This is a genomic window from Dinoroseobacter shibae DFL 12 = DSM 16493 (genome assembly GCF_000018145.1).
GTDB lineage: Bacteria > Pseudomonadota > Alphaproteobacteria > Rhodobacterales > Rhodobacteraceae > Dinoroseobacter > Dinoroseobacter shibae.
On the sequence record NC_009952.1, the window covers coordinates 3267230 to 3291373 of the forward strand.

A 24144-nucleotide genomic window follows, 5' to 3' on the forward strand; every position below is an offset into this window, starting at 1 on the left:
CCGATGAGCAACGAGGCGCAGACACCAGACGGCGGAACCGTCGCCGACGCGCCCGCGGATAACTGGGTCGACCGCTACGCGCCGCCCGCAACCCGCCCCTACCTGCGGCTCAGCCGCGCGGACCGGCCGATCGGCACCTGGCTTTTGCTGATCCCCTGCTGGTGGGGCGCTCTTCTGGGGGCGGCGGCGGGTGACGGGTTCGACCGCGGCACTGCCTGGATCATGGTCGGCTGCGGGATTGGCGCCTTCCTGATGCGCGGCGCGGGCTGCACCTGGAACGATATCACCGACCGCGACTTCGACGCAAAGGTCGCACGCACGCGCTCCCGCCCGATCCCGTCGGGTCAGGTCAGCGTGCGCGGCGCGCTGGTCTGGATGGTGGTGCAGGCGCTGCTGGCCTTCGGCATCCTGCTGAGCTTCAACCTGCCCGCCATCGGGCTGGGCATCGCCTCGCTGGCGCTGGTCTGCGTCTATCCCTTCGCCAAACGGTTCACCTGGTGGCCGCAGATCTTCCTGGGGCTTGCGTTCAACTGGGGCGCGCTGCTGGCCTGGACGGCCGAGACCGGTACTCTGCTCGATGCGCCCAGCGTGCTGCTCTATGTCGCCGGGATCGCCTGGACCCTGTTCTACGACACGATCTACGCCCATCAGGACACCGAGGACGATGCCCTGATCGGCGTAAAATCGACCGCGCGGCTTTTCGGCGATCGATCGCGGCGGTGGTTGGGGCTGTTCCTGATCGCGGCAACCGTGCTGGCGGGCGGGGCCGTCATTGCCGCGCTGGCCCCACTGGATGCGCCCCTGGCGCTCGCGCTCGGGCTCGGCGGGGTCTGGGCCTTCGGATGGCACATGGTGTGGCAGCTGCGGCAGCTCGACCCGAACGACCCCGGCAACTGCCTGCGGCTGTTTCGGTCCAATCGGGACGCCGGTCTGATCCTTGCGCTGTTTCTCGCCCTGACCTTGCTCGCTTGATTGCACCCGGACGCCGGGGACGATAGGACCAGACCACTCGAACAAAGCACCCCGTGCCCCATGTCCAAGCGTCGATACCTGCCGCTCCTTGCCTTGTCCGCTGCGGCCCTCGCATCGGTTTTCACCGCCCGCCTGCTCGTCGAGCAGGTCGAGACACGCACCCTCGCTTCGGTCGAGGAGGTGCTCTTCACCGAAAATGCCGAGTTTGCCCAGGCCGCCATCGATGGCACCCATGTCACGCTCCTGGGCACCGCCCCGGACGAGGCGACGCGCTTTGCCACCCTCTCGGCGGTGGGGCGCGTGGTGGCCCCCGACCGGATCATCGACGAGATGACGGTGGCGGCCTCAACCCGCATCGCACCGCCGGACTTCTCGCTGGAGCTTTTGCGCAACGCGGACGGGATCTCGCTGATCGGGCTGGTCCCGGCTGATATGGACTCCGACTCCCTGGGCGCCGAGCTGGCCGGGCTGGGCCCGGTGTCGAACATGGTCGAAACCGCGGACTTCCCGATCCCGGGGCGCTGGCTCGGGGCGGTCGGCTATGCCCTGGATGCGGCGGCGGAGATTCCGCGCGCAAAGATTAGCGTCACGCCGCAATCGGTCCATATCAGCGCCCTCACCGACAGCGCCGCCGAGAAGACCGCGCTGGAGACCCGCCTGCGGCGCACGGCCCCCGCGGGCGTCGCCGTCACGCTCGATATCGCGGCCCCCCGCCCGGCGATCACGCCTTTCCTGCTGCGCTTCACGCTGGATGACCGCGGGGCACGATTCGATGCTTGCGCGGCCGAAACCGAGGCGGGGCGCGCCCGCATCCTCGCCGCCGCCGCGGAAACCGGCGCCCCGCGTGAGACAACTTGCGTGCTCGGCCTCGGCGCCCCGTCGCAGAACTGGGCCGAGGCCGCCACCCTGGGCATCCGGGCCGTCGCAGCCCTCGGCGGCGGGGTCGTGACCCTGTCGGATGCCGATGTCACCCTTGTCGGTCGCGAAGACACGAATGCCGCCCTGTTCGAGCGCGTGGCAGCCGAGTTCGAGGCGGATCTGCCGGCGGTGTTCTCCCTCACCAGCACGCTGCCGCGCCCGGAAGCCCCCCGCCCGGGCATCTTCGATCCAAACCTGACACGCTTCACCGCGACGCTCAGTCCCGAGGGACTGGTGCAGCTGCGCGGCCATGTAACGGACACGATCCGCAAGGAGGTGACCGCCACCATGGCCAAGGCAATGTTCGGTGCCCCGAATGTCTATTCCGCCACCACCGTGGCCGAGGACGTGCCCGAAGGCTGGTCCGTGCGGGTGCTTGCGGGGCTCGAGGCGCTCGGGCATCTGCACAATGGCAGCGTGACGATCACGCCCGAATTCATGCGCATCGGCGGCCGCACCGGGGCGGAGGATGGCCCCGCCGAGATCGCCGGCCTGCTGGCCCGGCGCCTGCCGGAAGAGTCCGATCTGCGGCTCGACGTCACCTACGATCCGATCCTCGATCCGGCCACGGCCCTGCCGACACCCGAGGAATGCTACGCCCGCATCGACGCGATCCAGGCCGAGGGCAAGATCACCTTCGAGCCGGGCTCGTCCCAGATCGCCGCCGAGGCCGAGGCCATCATGGACCGCATCGCACAGGTGCTCGTGGACTGCAGCCATGTCGAATTCGAGATCGCCGGGCACACGGACAACCAGGGGCGGGAGGTGATGAACCTCAATCTCAGCCAGGCGCGCGCCGACGCGGTGCTGGCCGCCCTGTCGGAACGGCGGATCCTGACCGGCAATCTCGTCGCCCGGGGATATGGCGAGGCCATGCCGATCGCAGATAACAGCACCGCCGAAGGCCGAGAGGCCAACCGCCGGATCAGCTTTACCGCCCCGACGCCGCCCGTGACCTCCCCCACCGCCGAGACCGAAACAGGAGACCCCCAGTGAACCAGACGGAATTCATCGCCGCCACCGCGATCATCCTGTTCGTGGTGTTCCTGCTCGGCTGGTTCACCCACTGGGCCATCGCCCGGTTCTCGCGGGTCACCAAGGCGGAAATGGGGGAGCTGGAATCCATGGCGCAATCCCTGCACGAGGCCGAAGAAGAGCGCGACCAGGCGCTCGTGCTGCTGGAAGAGCGGGAGCGCGAACTGAGCGCGCAGATGGCCCAGACCGAGGCCGAACTGGCCGCCGCGATGGAAGGCCTGCGCGATGCGCGCCGCGAGACTCAGGACCTGCGCAGCCAGATCGAGAAATCGGCGCGATCCGGGCGCTGAGCGCGGCTTACCAGCGTGTCAGGGCGGCTTCGTCTTCGTCCGTGGCCGCAACCCAGGACGCGCCCGCGCCGCTGATTTCCTTCTTCCAGAACGGCGCCCGGGATTTCAGGTAATCCATCAGGAACTCCGCCGCAGCGAAGGCATCCACCCGGTGTGGGGCGGCCGTGGCCACCATCATGATCCGGTCGCCCGGACCCATCCGGCCATAGCGATGGATGACCAGCGCATCGCCCAGCGACCAGCGCGCTTTGGCTTCGTCGACGATCTTGCCGATCGCGCGCTCGGTCATGCCTGGATAGTGTTCGATCTCCATCACGTCGAGATCGCCGGTCGCCACGTCCCGCACCACGCCCGTGAAACTCACGATGGCGCCCATATCCGTGCGCCCCGCCGCGAAGCTGTCCAGTTCTGCGCCCAGCGCGAAAGGGGCTTGCTGTACCCGAACGGTCATCTCACCCCCCGGTCATGGGCGGAAAGAACGCCACTTCCCGGGCATCCGTCAGCTCCGCATCGAATTCGGTCAGGTCCTGGTCGACCGCCACGCGGATGGCCGAGAGATCGGAGAACGCGAGATCGTAGCGATCCTCCCGCGCGCGCAATTCCGAGACCAGCTCCGCCACGGTCCTGGCCTCCGTCTCGATCCGCTCCTGGGACAGGCCGATGCGTTCGCGCAGCCAGGCGAAATACAACACGTCGAGTTTCATGGCTTCTCCGATAGAAAAGGCAGTGATTTCCTGAAGTAGTCCGCCCCGGTGATAAGTGTCAAAAGCGCCGCGATCCACAACAGCCCCATGCCGAGGACACCGGCCGGCCCTCCCACCGACATGGTCGCCCACACAAGGTTCCAGTCCTGCGGCCCGTTGTCGAGTGCCGCCTGGTACGCATCGCGGGGCAGCGCCGCGAACGCCGCGAGATGCATGTAATCGAGCGCGATGGCCCCCATCAGCACCGCGATCGCCACCATCTGTGCCGTCGTCTTCCACTTGGCAAGCTTGGTCACCGACAGCTTGCTGGCATCCGCACCGAGGAATTCCCGCAGCCCGGACACGAACACCTCCCGAAACAGGATGATCGCCGCCGGAATGATCACCAAAGGGTCGAGCCCCGAGAGCGCCATGACCACTGCCAGCGCCGTAATCACCATGGCCTTGTCCGCGATCGGATCCAGCATCGCCCCGAAGCGCGAGGTCTGTGCCCAGGTCCGCGCGATCCAGCCATCGAGGAAATCCGTCAGCGACGCACCGATGAACAACGCCAGCGCCACCCAATCCGCAAGCGGTCGGGGCAGCAGGGCAAAGACGATTGCCACCGCCGGAGCGGCCAGCAGCCGCGCTACAGTCATGAGGTTCGGGATCGTCCATCGCATGCGCCACCTTGTAACGGCTCTACGATGTGGCGGAAAGGGGAACCGGCGTCGGCGGGGCGCTCACACGCGCCATGCTCCGCCATCCCTCTCGGCGGAGCTCTGCCGGTTTCGGGTCTCGATGCGGAAATGGCTGCGGCACGCGACTATCACAAGTAGGCTTGTACCATCCCCCTACGCCTCACGCGCCGCAGCTTTCCGTTTCAAAGCTTCCGCCGAGGCGAAATGCATGCCCCGGTGCCGAGAGGCTAGCATAGGGTTCGCAGCGTTCAAAAAATTAACTGCCATCACGGCAGGCGATTCAACCTATAGGAGAAGCAGGCGGCTATTTTGTGGCTGGTCCACGCAACAACACTAGGGATTAGGTGGAATCGTTTCCTCAAAGCGCCGGAATCACGCGGTGGATCATTGCGTTTTGCGAATCACCTGCACCTCGTCGTTAACTTTCAGAAGGGCGGTTTTGACCGAAACGTCATGCCCACACCGCCATCCGGATGCCGCAATCGCAGGGACTCCGAATGCAGCATCAGCCGCGGAAATGCCCGTGCCGCGCCCTCCGCGTAGAACGGATCCCCGAGAATCGGATGCCCCAACGCTTGCATATGGACCCGCAACTGGTGCGAGCGCCCGGTTTTGGGAAAGAGCCGCACGCGCGTTTCCGCCTCGGACCGCTTCAGGACGCGCCAATCGGTCACGGCGGCCTTGCCCGTTTCGGGATCGACCTTCTGCAAGGGACGGTTCGGCCAGTCCACGATCAGCGGCAGATCGACCGTCCCCGTCGCCTCCGCAACCTGCCCCCAGACCCGCGCCACATAGCTCTTCTTGATCTGGCGTTTTTCGAATTGCAGGCCGAGGTGCCGCTGGGCATGGGCGGTCAGCGCGAACACCATCAGCCCCGATGTGTCCCGGTCCAGCCGATGCACGAGGAGCGCGTCGGGAAACGCCCCCTGCACCCGGCTCAGCAGGCAATCAGCCAACTCGGGCCCGCGCCCGGGCACCGACAAGAGCCCGGAGGGTTTCTCCACCAGCAGAAGATGCGCATCCTCGTGGACCAGGCGCAGCGGCTCCTGGGGCGGAGCATAGGTATCTGGCGGGATCGGCGGCATGGGGGCGGATTACGCCACAGCCGGGCAAAGGAACAGGGCTTTGTTGCCCGCCAGCCCCGCCCTGCCTAGGGTGCGCCGCAGGAGGCCCCAATGAGTTTCGACGCCTGGACGATCTTCGCGCTCTTCTGGGCGCTGTTCGTCACGACCCCCGGACCGAACGCGGTCAACTGCATGTCCAACGGGATGACCCATGGGTTTCGACGGTCGCTTTGGGGCGTGCTGGCGATCCTTACCCAGGCCAGCCTGTTTCTCGCCCTGTCGGCCCTTGGCGTGACCGCCCTGATCACCGCTGCACCGGACGTGTTCCGCTGGGTCCAGCTTGCCGGAGCGTTCGTGTTGGTGGCCCTCGGCATCCGCGCATGGCGCACCGCCCGGGATCCGGTCAAACCCCAGGCCGGGGCCGGGTCGATCTATGGCCGGGCCTTCCTGATCGCGACCTTCAACGCCAAGAGCCTCGCAGGCTACATCGCCGCCTTCTCGCAATTCGTCCAACCCGACGTGCCGATCCTGTCGCAGATGACCGTGATCGTGCCCACGGCGCTGACGCTCACGGCACTGTCCTATACCGGCTACACCGCCCTCGGCGCGGGGCTTGGGAAACTGGCGATGGGGGCGATCCTGAACTTCTGGGTGCGCCGCGGCCTGGCCTTGTGTTTCATCGGCTACGGGATCGCCCTCGGCGCCTACGCACCGGGAGGAAGGACATGACCGATCCGAGCAGGCCAAACCTTGCAACGCGCAGAGACCCCGCCCTGGAGGGCAGGAGCATGCGCCTCACGCAGCCGTGGCTTGACGCACCGGCCCGGCCGGCACCTTCTGGACTCGCAAAGATCGGACTCCCATGGCGACACGACGACAATTCTTGACCGGGGCCGCGATCCTCGGCGGCGGCTACGCGGCTCTACGCTACGGGGTGCCGGCGCTCACCGACCTGTTTCGCGGCCTGCCTGCGCTGGAGCCGCTGGCAGCGCCCGAGGGCTTTCGCACGATGCCGCTCGGCCCGGTGACCCGGGGGCTCGACCCGATGATCGGGCTGGAGCCTGCCACAGTGACAGAGCTTGCGCCCAACGTGCTGCGCGGGCGCCTCTGCGACGCGCTCTTCGGAATGGACGCCGTGCCCGAGGGCGTCGTCCCCATCGCGTCCTTTTCCGACTATGCCTGCCCGTTCTGCCGGGTGCTAACCCCGCGCCTTCAGGCGCTGGAGGAGACCTCCGGCGGAACCATCCGGATCAAATGGCACGAATTGCCCCTCCTCGGTCCGGCCTCCGCCGACGGGGCGCGCGCCGCCCTCGCCGCCGGACTGCAGGGGCGCTATGCCGACGCTCATGCGCGCCTGATCCGGGCCGGTTTCCAGCCAAGCGAGGCCTATCTCCGCGTTCTTGCCACAGATCTCGACCTCGACGCGGACCGCCTGCTGCGCGACATGGACAGCCCTCAGGTCACCGCTGCCCTCACTGACAGCCGGGCGCTGGCGCAGCTTTTTGGCCTGGTGGGCACCCCGGCCCTCTTGGTCGGGCGCACACTGGTGCAGGGCGAAGTCAGCGCCCGCACGCTCGACCGCCTCATCGCCCTGGAGCGCAGGGACGGCCCGATCCCCAGCTGCAGTTAACCCGCTATTGCTGGAGGATTTCACCCCGCAGAACCCGCAGCGCCACACTCTCGGGGTTTGCAACCAGTGCTGCGTCCACGGCATCTCTCGCCGCCGCCATATCCCCGAGCGCGGCATAGATGCGTACAATGATAGACCAGGCTTCTTCGCGCTGCGGATCGAGGTCGACCGCTTCGGAGAAAGCCGACAGGGCGGCAGGCATGTTCCGCATCGTCAAGCCGACACCGCCGAGGATGATCTGGATCTCCGGGAAATCCGCCTTTGCCCGCAACGACGACTGCCATTCCGACATCGCGGCTCCGAGCGCTTGCGTGGTCTGCGGCGGAACAACCCGCATGTTCAGATCGAGGAATTCACGGGCTGCCGCCATCCGCACGCTTCGGACCGGATCTGACAGCAGGGGCGCAAGGCGCTCCACCCGAACCGGCGCGGGTGCCGCACGTTGGATCGGCACCGCCGCGGCCCGCACCAGCGGATCAGGATCGCGCAGAGCCATCGCCATGCGATCCGCCAGCTCCGGGCCCGCCATCGGATGCAGCAGCTCCAGCGCCGACGCCCGCACGATCCCCGGCAGATCGAGGTATTCGGTCAGCGCCACGATGTTCTCCGCCGTACTCTGCGGCGCGATCCGGGCGCGGGCGAAGACCTGGGCGAAATGCGGACCGCGATGGATGCTGTCGGGAAAGCGCGCCTCCAGCTCGGCCGCCATTTTCTCGGCGCTGCGATCCGTGTGACAATCGTTGCAGGCATTGGGCGCGCCGGTCTCGACAGTCAGGTCCGGGCGCGGCACCCGGAAGGAATGGTCGCGCCGCCCGTCGATCCCCATGTAGTCGCGCTCGATCATGTGGCAGCTCTTGCACTGCGCCCCTTCGCTGCCGACCTCGTGGAAGTGGTGGGACGGGTCGTCATACTCCGCCAGCCGCAGGGTCGGGAACTCCGGGTTCCCGGCCGTCGAATGGCACTGGGTGCACAGGTCATTGGTCTCGGTCAGCCGCTGCGCCGAATGCGCATCGTGGCAATCGGTGCAGGCCACCCCGGCGGCGTACATCTTGGACTGGATGAACGAGCCATAGACATAGACCTCTTCCAGGATCTGCCCGTCCGGGTGATACATCCCGTCCCGCAAGAGGCTGAGCCGATAGGCATCGTGATAAGGCGTGCCGGGCAGCGGATTGCCCTCCTCGAACGCCTCGCGCCGGGAATGGCAGGCTGCGCATTGCTGGATCTCCGCCTCCGCACCGGCCGCGAAATCCATGGTCAGCCCGGTCTCGCCCACCCGGTCCCAGCGGGTCGGATCGTAATCGCCCCCCGGCAGGGCCCAACTCACATGGGCCTCCCCCGGTCCGTGGCAGGCCTCGCATCCCACGCCGATCTCCGCCTGGGTGCTGGTGTAGGTCCGCGTCGCCGGGTCGTACCCCTTCTTGTAGCCCGTGGCATGACACTCGGCGCAGCGCGCGCCCCAGTTCTTGTAGGGCCCGGTCCAGTGCAACCCGTCCGAGGCCGGCAAGTCCTGATCCGGATAGAGGTGATACCACGCGCCCCGCTCGATATCCCAGACCACGTCGAAGGACTGGATCTTCCCCGGCTCCGTCTCGATCAGGTATTGCTGCAACGGTGCGATCCCCGCAACGCTGTGCACCGGGTATTTCTGCAACCTGCCATCCGGCCCGTCGGAGGTGATGTAGAACACGCCGTCCTCGGTGGTGAAGGTCGTGCGCACGCCGTTATGGACGAATTCCGCATCGTCGAAATCGCCCAGCACATGCAGCGCATCGGGCGGCGTCCAGGCCAAGTCGTGATGGGAGCCTTGCCAGGCCTCATACGCCTCCTGGTGGCAATCCGCGCACACCGCCGTGCCGATATAGTCCGGCACGCGCGGGTCTTCCGCCCGCGCGATCGAGGCCGTGAGGGCCACGCCAAGCGCCAGGAAAACTGTCATCACGGAAAAACCCATGCGCGCGATACCCGTTGTCATTCCATCAAAAACCGGCGCAACGCCGCGCGCTCGATCACCCGCATACGCCCATATCCGATCTCGACCAACCCGGCAGCGCTCAAATTCCTGAGATGCCGTTGCACCGTCGGCGTCGACAACGCCACCATCGACGCCAACCGATCCTGCGCCACCTGTATCCAGTCCCCCGGGTTCACCTGGCGCTCGTCCACGTTCAACAGAAACGCCGCAAGCCGCTGTGCCGCGTTGGGCGTGACGAGATTCGCGATCAGCGACAGCGCCACATTCAGGTTCAGATGGCTCAGCGCATAAAAATCGCGCAGCAGGTCGGGATGCTCCCGCACCAGGTCATCGAGTTGCGCCTTGGGCAGAAACAGCGCATCGACCTCGGTCTCCGCGATCACGGTGACAAGCCGGGTCTGATCGGAAAAGAGCGCGGCATCCCCGATCCAGAACCCGGGCGTCGCCAGGTAAACCGTCTGCGCGGCGCCCACGTCGTTGGGAATCGACACGCTGACATTGCCCGCGACGATGCCATACACGCCCCGCGACGAGTCGCCGAAATGGTACAGGGCCTCGTCCTTGGCGAAATGGCGCGGCCGCCCGCAGGACAGGATGCGGCGTTGAGAGGCCTGCGACCGCCCGGCCAGCCAGCCATGTTTCTGCAACAGATCCGCGTCAGACAAGGCGCACCGCCCCCTTCGAGAAAAATTGGAAATCCATCATTTGATGGAGTTTTCGCCCTGATGGCGTGTCACCATACGGAAACGGTGGCGACTTGGCGACATCAACGCTTAGGAAACTGAAACAAACGATGGGCGCGAAGGCAACGTGAAACAGGGCGGCGATGGCACCGGCGTCAAAATCCGCGACCGCGAGAATTACCTCGCGGCGAACGCCTGCGGTCATCCGAAAGGCCGGCCCGGCTCTGAGGCTATGGCCCTCGGAAGTATCGCGTTACCTTCACGGGGCGACATGCGTCACAAGAAGAAACACTCAACAAGGAGAATACATATGGTCAACTTAGGAAGGCTGCGGCGCTGCGCGCTGGGGGCGGTCTTGCTGGGCATTTCGGCAAGTGTCGCCGCCGCCCAGGAGACGGACAAGCCCAACATCCTGGTTATCTGGGGCGACGATGTGGGCCAGTCGAACATCTCGGCCTACACGATGGGTCTGATGGGATACGAAACGCCCAATATCGACCGGATCGCCGAAGAAGGCATGATCTTCACCGACTATTATGGCGAGCAGTCCTGCACCGCGGGCCGGTCCTCCTATATCATGGGCCAGTCAGTGTTCCGCACGGGCCTCTCCAAGGTCGGTCTGCCCGGTGCCGAAGAAGGCATGCAGGTCGAAGACCCAACCATCGCGGGCCTGCTGAAGGCCCAAGGCTACGCAACCGGCCAGTTCGGCAAGAACCACCTGGGCGACCGGGATGAGCATCTGCCGACCAACCACGGCTTCGACGAGTTCTTCGGCAACCTCTATCACCTGAACGCCGAGGAAGAGCCCGAGAACGAGGACTACCCGGGCGATCTCGTGCTCGAAGACGGCCGCACCTTCCGCGAGGCGTTCGGGCCCCGCGGCGTGATCAAGTCCTCCGCCGACGGTACGATCGAAGACACCGGCCCCCTGACCAAGGAGCGGATGGAAACCGTGGACGACGAGACCGTCGCCGCGGCGATCGACTTCATCAAGCGCCAGGAAGAGGCGGGCAACCCCTGGTTCGTCTGGTGGTCGGGCACCCGGATGCACTTCCGCACCCATGTCAGCGACGAGCGTCGCCAGATGGCCAACGAAATCGTCGGCAAGTCGGTGGACGAATACACCGCCGGCATGATCGAACATGACATGCATATCGGTCAGTTCCTCGACCTGCTGGACGAGCTCGGCATCGCCGACGAGACCATCGTGCATTACTCCACCGACAATGGCCCGCACATGAACACATGGCCCGATGCCGCCATGACGCCGTTCTGGGGTGAGAAGAACACCCAGTGGGAAGGCGCATGGCGCGTGCCCTCCATGGTCCGCTGGCCCGGCCTGATCGAACCCGGCTCCGTGTCGAACTCGATCATGCACCACATGGACTGGCTGCCCACCTACCTGGCCGCAGCCGGGCGTCCGAACATCAAGGAAGAACTTCTCGACGGTATAACCGTGGCCGAGGTCGGCGGCGGACGCGATTACCGCGTGCATCTGGATGGCTATAACTTCCTGCCCTATTTCGCGGGCGAAGTTGACACCGGCCCCCGGCAGGAGATCTTCTACTTCACCGATGACGGGGATCTTGCGGCCCTGCGCTTCGGCGACTGGAAGATCACCTTCCTGGAGCAGAAGGAATGGGCGACTCTGCGCGCCTGGATGGAGCCTCTGACGCCGCTGCGGGTGCCGCTCATCGCCAACCTGCGCCGCGACCCCTATGAGCGCGGGTATCGCACGTCGAACACCTATTACGACTGGATGCTCGACCGGGCCTACATGCTGGTGCCCGCGCAAGCCTACGTCGCGGACTTCCTGGAAACCTTCCAGGAGTATCCACCCCGGCAGGAAGCCGCCTCCTTCAGCCTCGACAAGGTGATGGAGAAGCTGACCGCACCCAGCGGCGCGCGCTAAGCCGCACCGACACGAAGGGGCCGCGTTCTCGGGCGCGGCCCCTTCCTCTCCCCACACTCGAAATTCCGGAGGATCCCATGCGGGCGCTCTGCAAAGCTGTCTTGGTTCTGGCACTGTCGGCGGTTCCCGCCCTCGCCGATCCCCTGCCGTCCTGGAACGATACCGACACCAAATCCGCGATCATCGGCTTCGTGGACCGCGTGACCGACCCGGCCTCGCCCGACTACGTCCCCCCTGCCGACCGCATCGCCACCTTCGACAATGACGGCAACCTCTGGGCCGAACAGCCAATCTATTTCCAGCTGATCTATGCGCTCGACCGGGTGAAGGAGCGCGCCGAGGCCGACCCGTCCATCCTGTCCACCGATGCGCTCAAGGCCGCCGCCGAGGGCGATCTCGAAACCCTCGCTGCGGGCGGGATCGAAGGGCTGCTCGAAGTCCTCGCCGTCAGCCATGCCGGGATCTCGGTCGAGGATTTCCAGGCCGACGTGAACGCCTGGTTCGACAGCGCGCGCCATCCCACCACCGGCATGCGCTATGACGAGATGATCTATCAGCCGATGCTGGAGCTGCTCAGTTACCTGCGCGACGAGGGGTTCCAGACCTGGATCGTCTCCGGCGGCGGCGTCCATTTCATCCGCGCCTTCGCCGAGCGGGCCTACAACATCCCTCCCGAGCAGGTCATGGGCTCCGCAGGCCCCACCGAATACGTCGATGGCCAGGTCATGAAACTGCCGGGTATCGACTTCGTCGACGACAAGGAGGGCAAGCCCGTCGGCATCGACAGCCGCATCGGCAAACGCCCGATCTTCGCCAGCGGCAATTCCGACGGCGATTTCGCCATGCTGGAATACACCACCTCCGGCGACGGGCCTGGGTTCGGCCTGCTGTTGCACCACACGGATGCGGAGCGCGAGTTCGCCTATGACCGCGAAGGCCATGTCGGCGTGCTGAACCGCGGCCTCGACGAAGGCCCCGACCGGGGCTGGGTCATCGTCGACATGGCCCGTGACTGGTCCCGCGTCTGGCCGTAACTATGTCGTGGGCGGCGTGATACCCGACCCACGCCCCCTCTCGGACCCCGACCCAAGGCAGCACGACGATGACAGCAAGAGACCAGATCGAAACCCTGCGCACCCGGATGGGCCAGTCCATCATCGGCCAGCGGCGCGTCATCGACCGGCTGGTGATCGGCCTTCTGGCCAATGGCAACCTGCTGATCGAAGGGATGCCGGGCCTCGCCAAGACCCGCGCGGTGAAGGCCATGGCGGGCGGGCTGGAGGCCAGCTTCGGCCGCATCCAGTTCACCCCGGACCTGCTGCCTTCCGACGTCACCGGCACCGAGGTCTACCACCAGACCGACACCGGCGCCGAGTTTCGCTTCGAGCCGGGCCCGATCTTCGCCAACATCGTGCTGGCCGACGAGATCAACCGCGCCCCGGCCAAGGTGCAGGCCGCCCTGCTGGAGGCGATGGAGGAACGCCAGGTGACCGTGGCGGGCACCACCCACCGCATGGAGCCGCTCTTCATCGTCATGGCCACCCAGAACCCGGTGGAGCAGGAAGGCACCTACCCCCTGCCAGAGGCCCAGATGGACCGCTTCCTGATGCATGTGCAGGTCGACTACCCCACCCCGGAGGAAGAAGCGCAGGTCATCGCCCTGGTGCGTGGCGAAGACGCCGGCAGCGCCCCCGACCCCGCCGCCCCCCTGCCGCAGCAGACCGTCTTCGACGCACGGGCCGAGATCGGCGCGATCCATGTCTCCGAGGCCATGGCCCGCTACATGGCCGACCTGGTCACCGCCACGCGGACCCCGGCGGCCCTTGATGCGGATCTCGCGCGCTGGATCGACCTTGGTGCCAGCCCTCGCGCCTCGCTGGCGCTGGACAAATGCGGGCGCGCCCATGCCTGGCTGGAGGGGCGTGACTATCTCGACCCCACGGACATCCAGGCGGTCGCGCCGGACGTGTTCCGCCACCGGCTCACACTCAGCTTCGAGGCCCAGGGCGAAGGGATCGTGCCCGACACCGTCACCGCGCGCCTGCTCGACCTGGTGGCCCTGCCCTGAAGGAGGACCCGATGCGCCCGGGTCTCGACACCCGCATCCATGTGGACCTGCCCCACTTGCAATCCCTGCGCAGCGGGGCGGCGGCCCTGCGCTTTCTGCCAAGGCAGCCCGTGAAATCGATCCTCAACGGCCGCCACGCCTCGCGACTCAAGGGGCGCGGGCTGAACTTCGAAGAGCTGCGCCATTACACCCAGGGCGACGATATCCGCACCATCGACTGGAAGGTCACGGCCCGCACCCGCAAACCCTATATCCGCGTCTATACAGAGGAACGCGACCGCGCCGCGATGCTGCTCGTGGATCAGCGCATGTCGATGTTCTTCGGCAGCGTCCTGAACATGAAATCCGTCACCGCCGCGGAGGCAGCCGCCATCGCCGCCCACGCGATCCGCAAGCAGGGCGACCGGGTCGGCGGCATCGTCTTCGCCGACGAAGAGGTGATCGAGCATCGCCCCACGGGCACGCCGCGCGCCCTGCACCGCTTCCTCGCGTCGCTGGCCAATGCCAACCAGGCCCTTTCCGCGGATTACGCGCCACACTCCCGACTGACCCTGAACCAGACCCTCGCCGCCACCGCCCGGATCGTGAAGACCGGCGGGCTGGTCATGGTGTTCAGCGATTTCGACGCCTGGGACGAGACCACCGAAACCCTGCTCCGCGACATCAAGCGGCGCAATGACGTGGTGGTCGTGACCGTCACTGATCCAACGCTCGACACGCTGCCCGCAGACCTGTCCTTCGTGGTCTCCGACGGCCAGTTGCAGGCCCAGATCGACCTCGGCGCCTCCGACACCCGCGCCAAGCTGCAGGACTTCGCGTCCGCACGCCTCGATGCGTTGATGCGCCTGACCACGAAGTTCGGCATCCCCGTCCTGCCCCTGACAACCGCCCGGGAAACCCTGCCGCAGATGCTGGAGCTGATGGGCGCACGGGGGATGCGGACATGAACGACACGCTCGACACCCAGAACCTGGTGGACCTGTTCGACGCGCTCGCCCCGATTGCCGAGCCTGCTCCGATCTCGCTCGCGCCCCAGACTGCGGGCTGGTGGGTGCTCGGTGCCGCGCTGCTTGCCCTGCTCGCGTTTGCGGTTCTGGCCTGGATGCGTCACCGCCGCGCGACGGCCTATCGGCGCGCGGCCCTCAAGGCGCTCGCGGATGCGGGCGAGGACCCGGTGCAGATCGCCGCCGTCCTGCGCCGCACGGCGCTGGCCGCCTTCCCCCGGGCCGAGGTGGCCGGCCTGCACGGGCCGGATTGGCTCGCCTTTCTCGACCGCACCGCCCCCGGCACCGGGTTCGCGGCCAGCCCCGAGGGCACGGCGCTGACCCAGGCCCCCTACCGGCAGGCGCCGCCCGCCAAAGGGTTGGCAACCAAGGCCCGACACTGGATCACCCGCCACGAGGGGGCGCAGCCATGAGCCTGACCCTCGCCGCGCCCTGGGTGCTCTTGTTGCTGCCCCTGCCGCTCCTGGTCTGGCGCTTCGCACCGCCGCACCGGGACCGCAGCCGCGCCACCCGCATCCCGTTCTTCCGGCAAGTGACCGAGGCCGTGGGCAGCCCCGCCTCCGACGGGGCGCTGATCCTTGCCCGCTCCCGCCTGCAACTGGTGGCCGCGAGCCTCGTCTGGGTCCTGCTCATCACCGGTCTTGCCCGCCCCGAACGTCTGGGGGAGCCGATCACGATCACAAGCGCCGCGCGCGACCTGGTGCTGGCGGTCGATATCTCCGGCTCCATGGACGACCGCGACATGACCGCCCCGGACGGCACCCGCCTGCAACGCCTGCAAGCGGTCAAGGACGTGGTCGGCGCCTTCGTGGCCGAGCGCGAGGGCGACCGGATCTCGCTCATCGTCTTCGGCGCGAAACCCTTCATCCAGGCCCCGTTCACCGAGGATCTCGACAGCGTGGTCGAACTGCTCAACCAGGTGCAGACCGGCATGGCCGGGCCAAACACCGCCATCGGGGACGCCATAGGCCTCGCCATCCGCAGCTTCGAAGACAGCGAGATCGAAGAACGCCTGCTGATCCTGCTCAGCGACGGGGCCGACACCGCCTCCACGATGACCCCGATCAACGCCGCCCAAATCGCGGCGCAAGAGGGGATCACGATCTACACCATCGGCGTCGGCAACCCCGATGGCAGCGGCGAGGAACGGCTCGACCCCGCGACCCTGGAAGACATCGCGACCCGCGGCGGCGGCGCGTTCTACTTCGCGGACGATGTCGAGGGCCTGTCGGAGATCTATGCCGAGATCGACGCGCTGAACCCCCGCGTCACCGACAGCGCGAGCTACCAGCCGCGCGAACCGATGGCCCATATCCCCTTCGCCCTGGCCCTGCTGATCGGCCTCGGCACGGTCGGGTTCCTCCATGCCACGCGCCGACCGGAGGCTGCGGGATGAGCCTGCTCGACGCCTTCCACCTGATCCGCCCCTGGGCGTTGCTGGCCCTGCCGGTGATCGCGCTGCTGTGGTGGCGCATCCGGCCCAAGCCCCAGGCCGCCACGCAGGCCACCACCGGCCTCGCGCCGCACCTGGCCGAAGCCCTGGCGACCGGGGCCTCCCGGCGGCGGCGGCTTTATCCGATCGACGGGGTCGCGGCGGCGCTGGTCCTTCTGACGCTCGCCGTCTCCGGGCCCACCTGGTCGCGCCTGCCCGACCCGTTTCAGGCCGAGACCGCGCCCCTGGTGGTGGTGCTGAAACTCACCCCGTCCATGACCGAAACCGACCTGTCGCCCACCCGGCTCGACCGCGCCCGGTTCAAGATCCTCGACCTGGTGGCCCGCCGCGCGGGCGCGGAAACCGCGCTCATCGCCTATGCCGGCAGCGCCCACCGGGTCGTGCCCCTGACCACCGATCCCGGCATCCTGACCAGCTTTCTCAACGGGTTGAGCCCGGCGGTGATGCCGGTGGACGGCGACGACCCCGCCGCCGCCCTGTCCCGCGCGACCGATGAACTCGCCCGCGCCGAGGCCGCCGGGGCGATCCTGATGGTGCTCGACGACATGGCCCCCGACGCGATCCCGAACATCGCCGCGATGGACCTGCCGCCGATCACGATCCTGGCCGCCGCGCCCGATACCGTGACCCTGCCGCAACTCGACGGGCTGCCCGGCGCGACCGTGGTTCGCCTCAGCCCCGACGACAGCGATCTCGACCGGATCGAACGCGCCCTGGTCTCTGCCTACCGCGCTGCGCAATCCGAGGATGAGACACAGCTCTGGGAGGATCGCGGCTGGTGGCTCGCCTGGCCCGCGGCCCTCCTCGTGCTGATCTGGTTCCGCCGCGGCTGGACCATGCGGTGGGCGGCGCTGGCGGTCCTCGCCACGGGCCTGTCGACGCCGCAAACCGCCCGGGCCGACGGCATCGCCGACTGGTTCTGGACTCCGGACCAGCAGGGCCGCCGCGCCTTCGAGGCACGGGACTACGACCGCGCGGCCGCGCTGTTCGAAGACCCGATGTGGCGCGCGCTGGCGCTCTTCCGTGACGGCCAATACGAGGCCGCGGCCGAGGCCTACGCCACCCTCGACAGCCCCGAGGCCGCCTTCGGCGAGGGCATGGCCCGCCTGCGCAACCGCAAATACCGCGCCGGTGTGCGCGCCTTCGAACACGCACTGGAGCTGCGCCCGGACTACCCCGAAGCCGCACAGAACCTCGAGGTGGCCCAGGCCATCGTGGCGCTGGTGGAAAGCACCCAGTCCCAGTCCGACACCGGCAAGGAGACCGGCATCGGCGCCGACGATGTGGTCATGGACAACGAAAGCGGCCTCGGCGAGCAGACCGAGGTGGAACGTTCCGGCGCGGGCGACGGGGTCCAGAGCGCCGAGGAATGGATGCGCTCCGTGGACACCGATGTCAGCGACTTCCTCGCCACCCGTTTCCGCATCGAATCTGCCGAGGCCCCGGAATGATGCGCGCCCTTCTCTGCCTCTGGATCGCCCTGCTCCTGCCGTCCGCCGCCGCGGCCCAGGACCCGCAAGTGCGGCTCGAACTTGCGGCCGAGGAGACCGAGATCGGCCAACCGCTGATCCTGCGGCTTACCGTGCTCGTGCCCAGCTTCATGCCCGACCCGCCGTCCTTGCCCAGCTTCGAGATCCCCGACCTGATGGTGCGGCTCAACGATCGCGCCACAACCCCCACCAGCCAGCAGGTCGATGGCGAAACCTGGTCCGGCATCACCCGCAGCTACAGCCTTTATCCGATGATCCCCGGCCCTTTCGTGCTGCCTCCGCAAGAGGTCGCGATCACCTATGCCGCGGACGGCGCGACCCCGGAAACCACCACGGTGATGACCGAAGAAATCCGGTTCGAGGCGATCCTGCCCGAGGGGGCCGAGGGACTGGACCCGCCCCTGATCGCCTCCGACCTGACCGCAACGCAGCAGATCACCCTCCCCGAAGGCGACCTGACCGTGGGCGACGCGATCACCCGCCAGATCGTGGTGAAGATCGAAGGCACCCCGCCACTCTTCATCCCGCCCCTGATGGGCACCGAGGGCACCGAAACCCTGCGCCCCTACCCCAAGGAGCCGGTACTGGAGGAGTCCGAGAACCGCGGGATCCTGTCGGGCACACGCACCGAAACCGTCACCTACGTGGCCCTGGCCGAAGGCACCGCCACCCTGCCGCCCCTCAGCCTGTCCTGGTACAACCTGTCCTCCAAGGCGGTGGAAACCATCGAGCTCGACGGCACCACGGTCGAGGTCGCCGCCGGCCCCCCCGCCCCATTCCGTCCGGACCCGGGCCAGATCGCGGGCTGGCTTCTGGCCCTGATCGCCATGGGCAGCGCGGCGTTTTTCGGCTGGCGGCGGTTCGGCCCCGGCCTGCGCGCGCGGGCAAGGGCCCGCCGCGCGGCGCGGCAGCTCTCCGAGGCGCACCTCTACAAGACCCTGGAACAGGCCGTCGGGGCCCGCGACCTCACCTTGAGCCTGCAGGCGCTGCGCCTTTACGAAACGCACCACCCCGAGGCCCGAAGGCCCGCCGATCTCGACGCGGCCCTCCATGCGGTCACGGAAATCAGGTTCGGCCGCGCCACGCTCGATCAAGGCGCGATCAGCGCCCGCTGGGCCGCGCTGCACAAGGCCCTGCCGGGCCTGCGCCCCCACCGCGTGCACAAGGCCGAACAGACCCTGCCAGCGCTCAATCCGTTCTAGGGCGCGCACGCCCCGCGCTCAGGGCCCATCATAGGTCCAGCGATATTGGGGCGGGGTCGGCCCCTTGTTGCGCCCGCGCTGTTGTTGCTGCTCCCAGGCATGGGCGAGGATCCCCACCGACCGCGAGAGGCAGAACAGCCCTCGTGCGAGTGGCGGGGCAAAGCCCAGCTCGGCATAGATCACCGCCGTTGCGCCGTCGATATTCATCGGGATCGGCCGACCCTTGCGTGCGGCCAGTTCCGCCTCCACCGCTTCGCCCAGCGCCATGAACGCGCCGGAACACGCGCCTGCGGCGACCGCCTCCCGGGTCAGCGCCATAAGCCGCGGTGCGCGCGGATCGACCGGTGTGTGAAACCGGTGGCCATAGCCCGGAATGATCTTGCCCCGCGCCGCGATCCAGCCGTCGAGCCCCGCCGCGACACTTTCGGCCCGCCGCAGCGCATGGAACATCTCCACCGCCTGCTCGCCTGCGCCGCCATGCACATCGCCCAGCATGTTGACCGCCGTTGCCATGGCATTGTTCAGGGGCAGACCACAGGTCACCGCCATCCGCGCCGCCGCGATGGAGGGCGCCTGCGGCCCGTGATCCACCGCCGAGACCAATGCGGCTTCGAACAGCCGCGCCTGCGCCGGGTCAGGCCGGTCGCCCCGCACCATCAGCCAGATCATCTCGGCAAAGCCGACCTGTCCGATCAACTCCTGGATCGGGATGCCGCGCAGATGGATGCGCCCCGGCTCCATGTCGATGATCTCGGTCCGCCACCAGTCGGCCACATCGCTCATATCACGCCCTCCGCGCGCAAGGCTGCTATCTCCGCCCCGGGCACTCCCAGTTCTGCCAGAACCCGCTCCGTATCCGCGCCCAAGGTCGGGGGCGGCGCATCCGGAACCGGACGCCGCCCATCCACTCGACAGGGGGCGCCCGCAAGCGGCAAGCGTTCCTCTGCCAACGCCACTTCCGCGATCAACCCCGACTGCTCGGCCAGCGCCTCGGGCACGGTCATCACCTGCCCCGCGGGCACACCGAGCGCGTTCAACTCCGCCACCCAGTCCCGCGCCGCCCGGGTGGTCAACACGCGCTCCAACTCCGCGCGCAGGGCGTCGCGATGGGCCTTGCGCGCCTCCCGCGTGGCATAATCCGGATGGCGCAGCAGCGCCTCCAACCCCAGGTGCCGGGCGAGGCTTTCCCACTGGCTGTCCCGGTTCGCGGCGATGTTGATCGGCTGATCCGCGGTCGCGAAGGTGCCCGACGGGGCGGAGGTCGTATTCTCATTGCCATGGGGTGCAGGCGCGACCCCTCCGATCAGGTAGTTCGACACGACCCAACCCATGCTCGACAACAGCGCCTCTGTCATCGACACGTCCAGAAACGCCCCACGGGGCCGGGCATTCAGCGCCGCGGCAATGGCGAAAGCCGCGGTCATGCCCCCGAACGTGTCGGCCACCGGATAGCCCACCCTGCAAGGCGCAGTCTCCGGCGCGCCGGTGATCGACATCACCCCCGAAACCCCCTGCACGATCTGGTCGTAGGCCGGGTCATCCTTGCGCGGCCCGTCCTGCCCGAACCCGGAAATCGCACAATAGACCAGCTCGGGATTATCCAGCCGCAGCACGTCGTAGCCGAGCCCCAACCGGTCCATCACCCCGGGCCGGAAGTTCTCCACCAGCACATCAGCCCCCGCCACCAGCCGCCGCAGCAACGCCTTGCCCTGCGGGTGCTTGAGGTCCAGTGTGACCGAGCGTTTCTGCGCATTCTGCGCCAGGAAACTGATCCCCATATTGGCCGCGTTGCGCGCCGGATCCGCCCCAAGCTGCCGGGCCAGATCACCGCTGCCGGGGCGCTCGACCTTGATCACCTCCGCCCCCATCAGCGCCAGCTGATAGCCGCAATAAGGCCCGGCCAGCACATTGGTCAGGTCCAGCACCCGCACCCCGGTCAGGGGCGCGGGCGCGCGTGTCTCAGTCCCCATCGGCCACCCCGGCCGCCCGGGCCTTGGCCCGGCGATTGCGGTAGCTCGGCAGGATGATCAGCAGTGCCGCGATCACCAGCAGCCCAAGCGTCATCGGCCGTTCCCAGATGAAGCTGATCCCATCGTAAAGCTGCATCGCGCGGGAGAAGTTGTTCTCCAGCAGCCCCCCGAGGATGAACCCGATCAGCAGCGGCGCGAGCGGGTAATCCGCGAATTTCAGGATCGTCGCGCAGATCCCGAAACCCACCAGCAACAACAATTCGGTCGCGTTGTTTTGCCCGATATAGGCTCCCATCAGCGTGAAGAACAAAATGAAGGGGATCAGGTAGTTCCGCGGCACCGACAGGATCTTGGCGATATAGGGGATCAGCGGCAGGTTCAGGATCAGCAGGACCAGATTGCCGATGAACATCGACATGATCACCGCCCAGAAGATCTCCGGCGCGTCGATCATCAACCGCGGCCCCGGCGACACGTTCAGCGCCAGCAGCGCGCCGAGCAGGATCGCCGTGGTCCCCGACCCCGGAATGCCCAGCGTCAACAGCGGCACGAAGGACCCGGTGCAGGCCGCGTTATTGGCGGTCTCCGGCGCGGCGAGCCCCTTGACCGACCCCTTGCCGAACTCGGCCTGCTCGTCCTTCGACGCGATGTTGCGCTCCACCGCGTAGCCCAGGAACGAGGCAATGGTGGCCCCCGCCCCGGGCAGCACGCCGATGAAGAACCCCTGAACCGACTGCCGCCCGATCACCGGCGCGATGGACCGCGCCTCCGCCCGGGTGATGCGCAGGTCCTTGATCTCGCCACCGCCCTGGCCCGAGGCCGCGCGCAGCGGGTTCATCACCAGGAACAACGCCTCCGGCAGGGCGAACATCGCCATCGCCAGCGTGATGAACCCGAACCCCGATTGCAGGTCCATCAACCCCATGGTGAAGCGCGGGCTGGCGAACAGCGCCCCCTCGCCCACCGTGGCCATGATCAGCCCCAGGATCGTCATCAACAGCGCCTTGGCCACCTGCCCCGTGCCCGCAAAGGCCGCAATCGCCGACAGCCCCACCACCATCAGCGCGAAATACTCCGCCGAATGGAACAGCAATGCCACCGACGACAGCGCCGGCGCGAACACCATCAACAGGATCGCGCCGATGGTACCACCGGCAAACGACGCGATGGCGGCGATGGTCAGCGCCTTGCCCGCCTTGCCTTGCTGCGCCATCGGGTAGCCGTCGAAACTGGTGGCGACCGTGCCCGCCACCCCCGGCGCATTCAGCAGGATCGACGAGGTCGAGCCGCCGAAAATCGCGCCGTAATACACCCCGGCCAGCAGGATCAGCGCCGCGGACGGATCACCCAGCGAGATCGCCACGGGGATCATGATCGCGATGATCGACATCGGGCCGAGCCCCGGCAGCATGCCGATGAAGGTGCCGATCAGGCAGCCGCCGATCACCATCGCCAGGTTCTGGATCGAAAAGGCCGTCTGCAGGCCGATCAGGAGTCCTTCAAGCATCTCTCAAACCCCCATGAACATCGGCAGCGGACGCAGGAAGATGCCCAGCACCTCCTGCACCAGGTACCAGATCGCCCCGGTCGCCACGACCGCCACACCGATCATCACCGGCCAGTTCCGCTCGCCGAGGATCACCGAGCCGAGGATCAGAAAGGACGTGGTCGACACCAAAAACCCCGCCGGACGCAGCAACAGCGCATAGCCCACCATCAGCCCCAGCAACAGGGCCGCCTGCCCGATCTTGTAATCGCCCAGCCGCCGGTAATCGATGTCGCCCGCCTTGGGCGGCTTCTGCGGCCCTTCGAGCCCCAGCAGGATCACCAACGCGGCCACGGCGCCCAGCACCGACAGAACCTTGGGGAATGTCGAGGGCCAGATCGGATTGCGCCGCATGAACGGGGCAAGATCGGCATCCATCGTGAACCAGGCCGTGTAGCCGTAGATCAGGCACACCCCCAGCAAAACAAGCGCAATCCAGCGATCGAGCGCCATGTCCATCCCTCCCGTAAAGTCGTTTGAAACGGGGCGGGCGGGTTATGCTCCCGCCTCACCCCAAGGTCATGCGCCCGGGCTCAGAGGAAGCCGAGCTTCTTCATCAGATCGCCGATCTGGGCTTCCTGGGCTTCGAGGAAGCTCTGGAAATCCGCGCCGCTGTTGTGGATGTTGACCCAGCCGTTGCGGGCCCGGACCTCTTCCCACTCGGGGGTGTCGTACATCTTCTCCAGCGTCGCCTGGTAGGCCGCAAGCTGCTCCTCCGGCAGGCCCGGCGCCGCGAAGAACCCGCGCCAGTTGACGAAGGTCGTATCGATGCCCTGCTCGACCATCGTCGGGGCGCTGTCATAGGCGGCCACGCGCTCCGGCGCGGTCACGCCGATGATCTTGACCTCGCCGGCCTCGGCCAGGTCGATCGCTTCGGAAAACCCGGTAGACAGGGCCGCGATTTCGCCCGACAGCAGCGCCGCCATGGCCTTGCCGCCCGCGTCATAGGGGATGTACTTCACACCCAGCGCATCCTTGCCCGCCGCTTCCATTACCATGGCCGCCACCAGGTGATCCATCCCGCCGGGCACCGAGCCGCCGCCGACCGCGGTCGCGTTCGGGTCCGCGTCATAGGCCGCGATCAGGTCCGCCATGGAATTGATCGGGCTGTCCTTGCCGACCACGATGGCCGCGTAGTCGCCGATGGTGCCGGCCACGAGGGTCAGGTCGCGGAAGCTCTGGGAAATCTCGCCCGTCAGCGACCGGATCACGATGGGGGTCGAGTTGACCATCAAGGTGCCGTGGCTGCTGTTGGCGTTCTCGATCAGATAGGCGATGGCCTTGCCGCCGCCGCCGCCGGACATGTTCTCATAGGACGCCGAGCCCACCAGACCGGCCTTGGTCAGCGCCTCGCCCGTGCCGCGCGCGGTGCCGTCCCAGCCGCCGCCTGCGCCACCGGGGATCAGGAAATGGATGCTCTCCAGCATCTGCTCCCCTTCCGCATGGGCCCCGCCGGTCATCGCAAGTGCCGCGGCCGCCGCGATCAGCGTCCGACGCGTGAATTCGAGTGTCATGTGTGTCCTCCCATTTGACAAAAGCGGCCTGCGC

25 protein-coding genes are annotated in these 24144 nt (G+C 67.4%); 13 read left to right on the forward strand and 12 right to left on the reverse strand.

Annotated features, from left to right (window positions below):
- Window positions 1-3 precede the first annotated feature (3 nt).
- The 3 genes from ubiA to DSHI_RS15725 are packed head-to-tail and all read left to right on the forward strand — an operon-like array spanning window position 4 to window position 3215.
- Window positions 4-972 carry a 4-hydroxybenzoate octaprenyltransferase gene (ubiA, locus tag DSHI_RS15715; protein ID WP_012179761.1) on the forward strand — a complete coding sequence of 323 codons (969 nt, stop codon included), beginning with the start codon at window positions 4-6 and terminating at the stop codon, window positions 970-972.
- A 60-nt stretch (window positions 973-1032) separates the two neighbouring features.
- Window positions 1033-2886 carry an OmpA family protein gene (locus DSHI_RS15720; RefSeq protein WP_012179762.1) on the forward strand — a complete coding sequence of 618 codons (1854 nt, stop codon included), beginning with the start codon at window positions 1033-1035 and terminating at the stop codon, window positions 2884-2886.
- Complete coding sequence (locus DSHI_RS15725; protein ID WP_012179763.1) at window positions 2883-3215, forward strand: hypothetical protein; 333 nt, start codon at window positions 2883-2885, stop codon at window positions 3213-3215. Before DSHI_RS15720 ends, DSHI_RS15725 begins: the two co-directional genes overlap by 4 nt.
- A 7-nt stretch (window positions 3216-3222) precedes the next feature.
- Here DSHI_RS15725 and DSHI_RS15730 read toward each other — a convergent pair whose 3' ends face one another.
- From DSHI_RS15730 to DSHI_RS15745, 4 genes are all read right to left on the reverse strand, one after another.
- A complete protein-coding gene (locus tag DSHI_RS15730; protein WP_012179764.1) occupies window positions 3223-3666 on the reverse strand; it encodes a molybdenum cofactor biosynthesis protein MoaE in 444 nt (147 codons plus the stop codon).
- Between the two features lies 1 nt (window position 3667).
- Window positions 3668-3919 (reverse strand): molybdopterin converting factor subunit 1, encoded by a 252-nt coding sequence (gene moaD, locus DSHI_RS15735; RefSeq protein ID WP_012179765.1) that lies wholly within the window; start codon window positions 3917-3919, stop codon window positions 3668-3670.
- Window positions 3916-4581 (reverse strand): CDP-diacylglycerol--glycerol-3-phosphate 3-phosphatidyltransferase, encoded by a 666-nt coding sequence (gene pgsA, locus DSHI_RS15740; protein ID WP_012179766.1) that lies wholly within the window; start codon window positions 4579-4581, stop codon window positions 3916-3918. The genes moaD and pgsA overlap by 4 nt, the downstream gene beginning before the upstream one ends.
- A 443-nt stretch (window positions 4582-5024) precedes the next feature.
- Complete coding sequence (locus DSHI_RS15745; protein WP_012179767.1) at window positions 5025-5684, reverse strand: pseudouridine synthase; 660 nt, start codon at window positions 5682-5684, stop codon at window positions 5025-5027.
- Window positions 5685-5774: 90 nt separating this feature from the next.
- Here DSHI_RS15745 and DSHI_RS15750 point away from each other — a divergent pair, with 90 nt between their 5' ends.
- Entirely contained in the window at window positions 5775-6392 is a 618-nt protein-coding gene (locus tag DSHI_RS15750) for a LysE family translocator (RefSeq protein WP_012179768.1), read from the forward strand.
- Between the two features lie 133 nt (window positions 6393-6525).
- Entirely contained in the window at window positions 6526-7293 is a 768-nt protein-coding gene (locus tag DSHI_RS15755; protein WP_012179769.1) for a DsbA family protein, read from the forward strand.
- A gap of 4 nt (window positions 7294-7297) precedes the next feature.
- Here DSHI_RS15755 and DSHI_RS15760 read toward each other — a convergent pair whose 3' ends face one another.
- The 3 genes from DSHI_RS15760 to DSHI_RS15770 are packed head-to-tail and all read right to left on the reverse strand — an operon-like array spanning window position 7298 to window position 10156.
- The gene (locus DSHI_RS15760) at window positions 7298-9232 is read right to left on the reverse strand and encodes a multiheme c-type cytochrome (protein WP_157865349.1); all 1935 of its coding nucleotides are present in this window, start codon (window positions 9230-9232) and stop codon (window positions 7298-7300) included.
- 32 nt (window positions 9233-9264) lie between these two features.
- A complete protein-coding gene (locus DSHI_RS15765; protein WP_012179771.1) occupies window positions 9265-9933 on the reverse strand; it encodes a Crp/Fnr family transcriptional regulator in 669 nt (222 codons plus the stop codon).
- Window positions 9926-10156, reverse strand: coding sequence for a hypothetical protein (locus DSHI_RS15770; protein WP_044028066.1), 231 nt, complete (start codon window positions 10154-10156; stop codon window positions 9926-9928). The genes DSHI_RS15765 and DSHI_RS15770 overlap by 8 nt, the downstream gene beginning before the upstream one ends.
- A gap of 105 nt (window positions 10157-10261) precedes the next feature.
- Here DSHI_RS15770 and DSHI_RS15775 point away from each other — a divergent pair, with 105 nt between their 5' ends.
- The 8 genes from DSHI_RS15775 (at window position 10262) to DSHI_RS15810 (ending at window position 19080) form a co-directional block, all read left to right on the forward strand.
- The gene (locus DSHI_RS15775; protein WP_012179772.1) at window positions 10262-11863 is read left to right on the forward strand and encodes an arylsulfatase; all 1602 of its coding nucleotides are present in this window, start codon (window positions 10262-10264) and stop codon (window positions 11861-11863) included.
- Window positions 11864-11940: 77 nt separating this feature from the next.
- Window positions 11941-12897 carry an HAD family hydrolase gene (locus tag DSHI_RS15780; RefSeq protein WP_012179773.1) on the forward strand — a complete coding sequence of 319 codons (957 nt, stop codon included), beginning with the start codon at window positions 11941-11943 and terminating at the stop codon, window positions 12895-12897.
- A 68-nt stretch (window positions 12898-12965) separates the two neighbouring features.
- Window positions 12966-13931 carry an AAA family ATPase gene (locus DSHI_RS15785; protein WP_012179774.1) on the forward strand — a complete coding sequence of 322 codons (966 nt, stop codon included), beginning with the start codon at window positions 12966-12968 and terminating at the stop codon, window positions 13929-13931.
- Window positions 13932-13942: 11 nt separating this feature from the next.
- Window positions 13943-14878 (forward strand): DUF58 domain-containing protein, encoded by a 936-nt coding sequence (locus DSHI_RS15790; RefSeq protein ID WP_012179775.1) that lies wholly within the window; start codon window positions 13943-13945, stop codon window positions 14876-14878.
- Entirely contained in the window at window positions 14875-15348 is a 474-nt protein-coding gene (locus DSHI_RS15795) for a DUF4381 domain-containing protein (protein WP_012179776.1), read from the forward strand. Before DSHI_RS15790 ends, DSHI_RS15795 begins: the two co-directional genes overlap by 4 nt.
- Window positions 15345-16331, forward strand: coding sequence for a VWA domain-containing protein (locus DSHI_RS15800; RefSeq protein ID WP_012179777.1), 987 nt, complete (start codon window positions 15345-15347; stop codon window positions 16329-16331). The genes DSHI_RS15795 and DSHI_RS15800 overlap by 4 nt, the downstream gene beginning before the upstream one ends.
- The gene (locus tag DSHI_RS15805; RefSeq protein WP_012179778.1) at window positions 16328-17839 is read left to right on the forward strand and encodes a vWA domain-containing protein; all 1512 of its coding nucleotides are present in this window, start codon (window positions 16328-16330) and stop codon (window positions 17837-17839) included. Before DSHI_RS15800 ends, DSHI_RS15805 begins: the two co-directional genes overlap by 4 nt.
- A complete protein-coding gene (locus DSHI_RS15810) occupies window positions 17836-19080 on the forward strand; it encodes a BatD family protein (RefSeq protein ID WP_012179779.1) in 1245 nt (414 codons plus the stop codon). Before DSHI_RS15805 ends, DSHI_RS15810 begins: the two co-directional genes overlap by 4 nt.
- Window positions 19081-19098: 18 nt before the next feature.
- Here the strand turns inward: DSHI_RS15810 and DSHI_RS15815 are convergent, their stop codons facing one another.
- The 5 genes from DSHI_RS15815 to DSHI_RS15835 form a co-directional block, all read right to left on the reverse strand.
- Window positions 19099-19863 (reverse strand): citryl-CoA lyase, encoded by a 765-nt coding sequence (locus DSHI_RS15815; RefSeq protein ID WP_012179780.1) that lies wholly within the window; start codon window positions 19861-19863, stop codon window positions 19099-19101.
- Window positions 19860-21050 (reverse strand): CaiB/BaiF CoA transferase family protein, encoded by a 1191-nt coding sequence (locus tag DSHI_RS15820; RefSeq protein ID WP_012179781.1) that lies wholly within the window; start codon window positions 21048-21050, stop codon window positions 19860-19862. Before DSHI_RS15820 ends, DSHI_RS15815 begins: the two co-directional genes overlap by 4 nt.
- On the reverse strand, window positions 21040-22557 hold the full coding sequence (locus DSHI_RS15825) for a tripartite tricarboxylate transporter permease (RefSeq protein ID WP_012179782.1): 1518 nt from the start codon (window positions 22555-22557) through the stop codon (window positions 21040-21042). Before DSHI_RS15825 ends, DSHI_RS15820 begins: the two co-directional genes overlap by 11 nt.
- A gap of 3 nt (window positions 22558-22560) precedes the next feature.
- Window positions 22561-23049 carry a tripartite tricarboxylate transporter TctB family protein gene (locus tag DSHI_RS15830; protein WP_012179783.1) on the reverse strand — a complete coding sequence of 163 codons (489 nt, stop codon included), beginning with the start codon at window positions 23047-23049 and terminating at the stop codon, window positions 22561-22563.
- Window positions 23050-23129: 80 nt separating this feature from the next.
- Window positions 23130-24110: a tripartite tricarboxylate transporter substrate binding protein gene (locus DSHI_RS15835; protein ID WP_012179784.1), complete on the reverse strand. Its 981-nt coding sequence runs from the start codon at window positions 24108-24110 to the stop codon at window positions 23130-23132.
- Between the last annotated feature and the right edge of the window lie 34 nt (window positions 24111-24144).

Excerpts from the sequence above, each read along its gene's own strand:
- DSHI_RS15795 (WP_012179776.1), top strand. The coding sequence starts at position 14,875 with ATGAACGACACGCTCGACACCCAGAACCTGGTGGACCTGTTCGACGCG.
- DSHI_RS15760 (WP_157865349.1), bottom strand. The coding sequence starts at position 9,232 with ATGACAGTTTTCCTGGCGCTTGGCGTGGCCCTCACGGCCTCGATCGCG.
- DSHI_RS15770 (WP_044028066.1), bottom strand. The coding sequence starts at position 10,156 with ATGACCGCAGGCGTTCGCCGCGAGGTAATTCTCGCGGTCGCGGATTTT.
- DSHI_RS15785 (WP_012179774.1), top strand. The coding sequence starts at position 12,966 with ATGACAGCAAGAGACCAGATCGAAACCCTGCGCACCCGGATGGGCCAG.
- DSHI_RS15755 (WP_012179769.1), top strand. The coding sequence starts at position 6,526 with ATGGCGACACGACGACAATTCTTGACCGGGGCCGCGATCCTCGGCGGC.
- DSHI_RS15810 (WP_012179779.1), top strand. The coding sequence starts at position 17,836 with ATGATGCGCGCCCTTCTCTGCCTCTGGATCGCCCTGCTCCTGCCGTCC.
- DSHI_RS15750 (WP_012179768.1), top strand. The coding sequence starts at position 5,775 with ATGAGTTTCGACGCCTGGACGATCTTCGCGCTCTTCTGGGCGCTGTTC.
- DSHI_RS15820 (WP_012179781.1), bottom strand. The coding sequence starts at position 21,050 with ATGGGGACTGAGACACGCGCGCCCGCGCCCCTGACCGGGGTGCGGGTG.
- moaD (WP_012179765.1), bottom strand. The coding sequence starts at position 3,919 with ATGAAACTCGACGTGTTGTATTTCGCCTGGCTGCGCGAACGCATCGGC.
- DSHI_RS15790 (WP_012179775.1), top strand. The coding sequence starts at position 13,943 with ATGCGCCCGGGTCTCGACACCCGCATCCATGTGGACCTGCCCCACTTG.
- DSHI_RS15780 (WP_012179773.1), top strand. The coding sequence starts at position 11,941 with ATGCGGGCGCTCTGCAAAGCTGTCTTGGTTCTGGCACTGTCGGCGGTT.
- ubiA (WP_012179761.1), top strand. The coding sequence starts at position 4 with ATGAGCAACGAGGCGCAGACACCAGACGGCGGAACCGTCGCCGACGCG.
- DSHI_RS15720 (WP_012179762.1), top strand. The coding sequence starts at position 1,033 with ATGTCCAAGCGTCGATACCTGCCGCTCCTTGCCTTGTCCGCTGCGGCC.
- DSHI_RS15745 (WP_012179767.1), bottom strand. The coding sequence starts at position 5,684 with ATGCCGCCGATCCCGCCAGATACCTATGCTCCGCCCCAGGAGCCGCTG.
- DSHI_RS15835 (WP_012179784.1), bottom strand. The coding sequence starts at position 24,110 with ATGACACTCGAATTCACGCGTCGGACGCTGATCGCGGCGGCCGCGGCA.
- DSHI_RS15805 (WP_012179778.1), top strand. The coding sequence starts at position 16,328 with ATGAGCCTGCTCGACGCCTTCCACCTGATCCGCCCCTGGGCGTTGCTG.
- DSHI_RS15730 (WP_012179764.1), bottom strand. The coding sequence starts at position 3,666 with ATGACCGTTCGGGTACAGCAAGCCCCTTTCGCGCTGGGCGCAGAACTG.
- DSHI_RS15830 (WP_012179783.1), bottom strand. The coding sequence starts at position 23,049 with ATGGCGCTCGATCGCTGGATTGCGCTTGTTTTGCTGGGGGTGTGCCTG.
- DSHI_RS15815 (WP_012179780.1), bottom strand. The coding sequence starts at position 19,863 with ATGAGCGATGTGGCCGACTGGTGGCGGACCGAGATCATCGACATGGAG.
- pgsA (WP_012179766.1), bottom strand. The coding sequence starts at position 4,581 with ATGCGATGGACGATCCCGAACCTCATGACTGTAGCGCGGCTGCTGGCC.
- DSHI_RS15800 (WP_012179777.1), top strand. The coding sequence starts at position 15,345 with ATGAGCCTGACCCTCGCCGCGCCCTGGGTGCTCTTGTTGCTGCCCCTG.
- DSHI_RS15825 (WP_012179782.1), bottom strand. The coding sequence starts at position 22,557 with ATGCTTGAAGGACTCCTGATCGGCCTGCAGACGGCCTTTTCGATCCAG.
- DSHI_RS15775 (WP_012179772.1), top strand. The coding sequence starts at position 10,262 with ATGGTCAACTTAGGAAGGCTGCGGCGCTGCGCGCTGGGGGCGGTCTTG.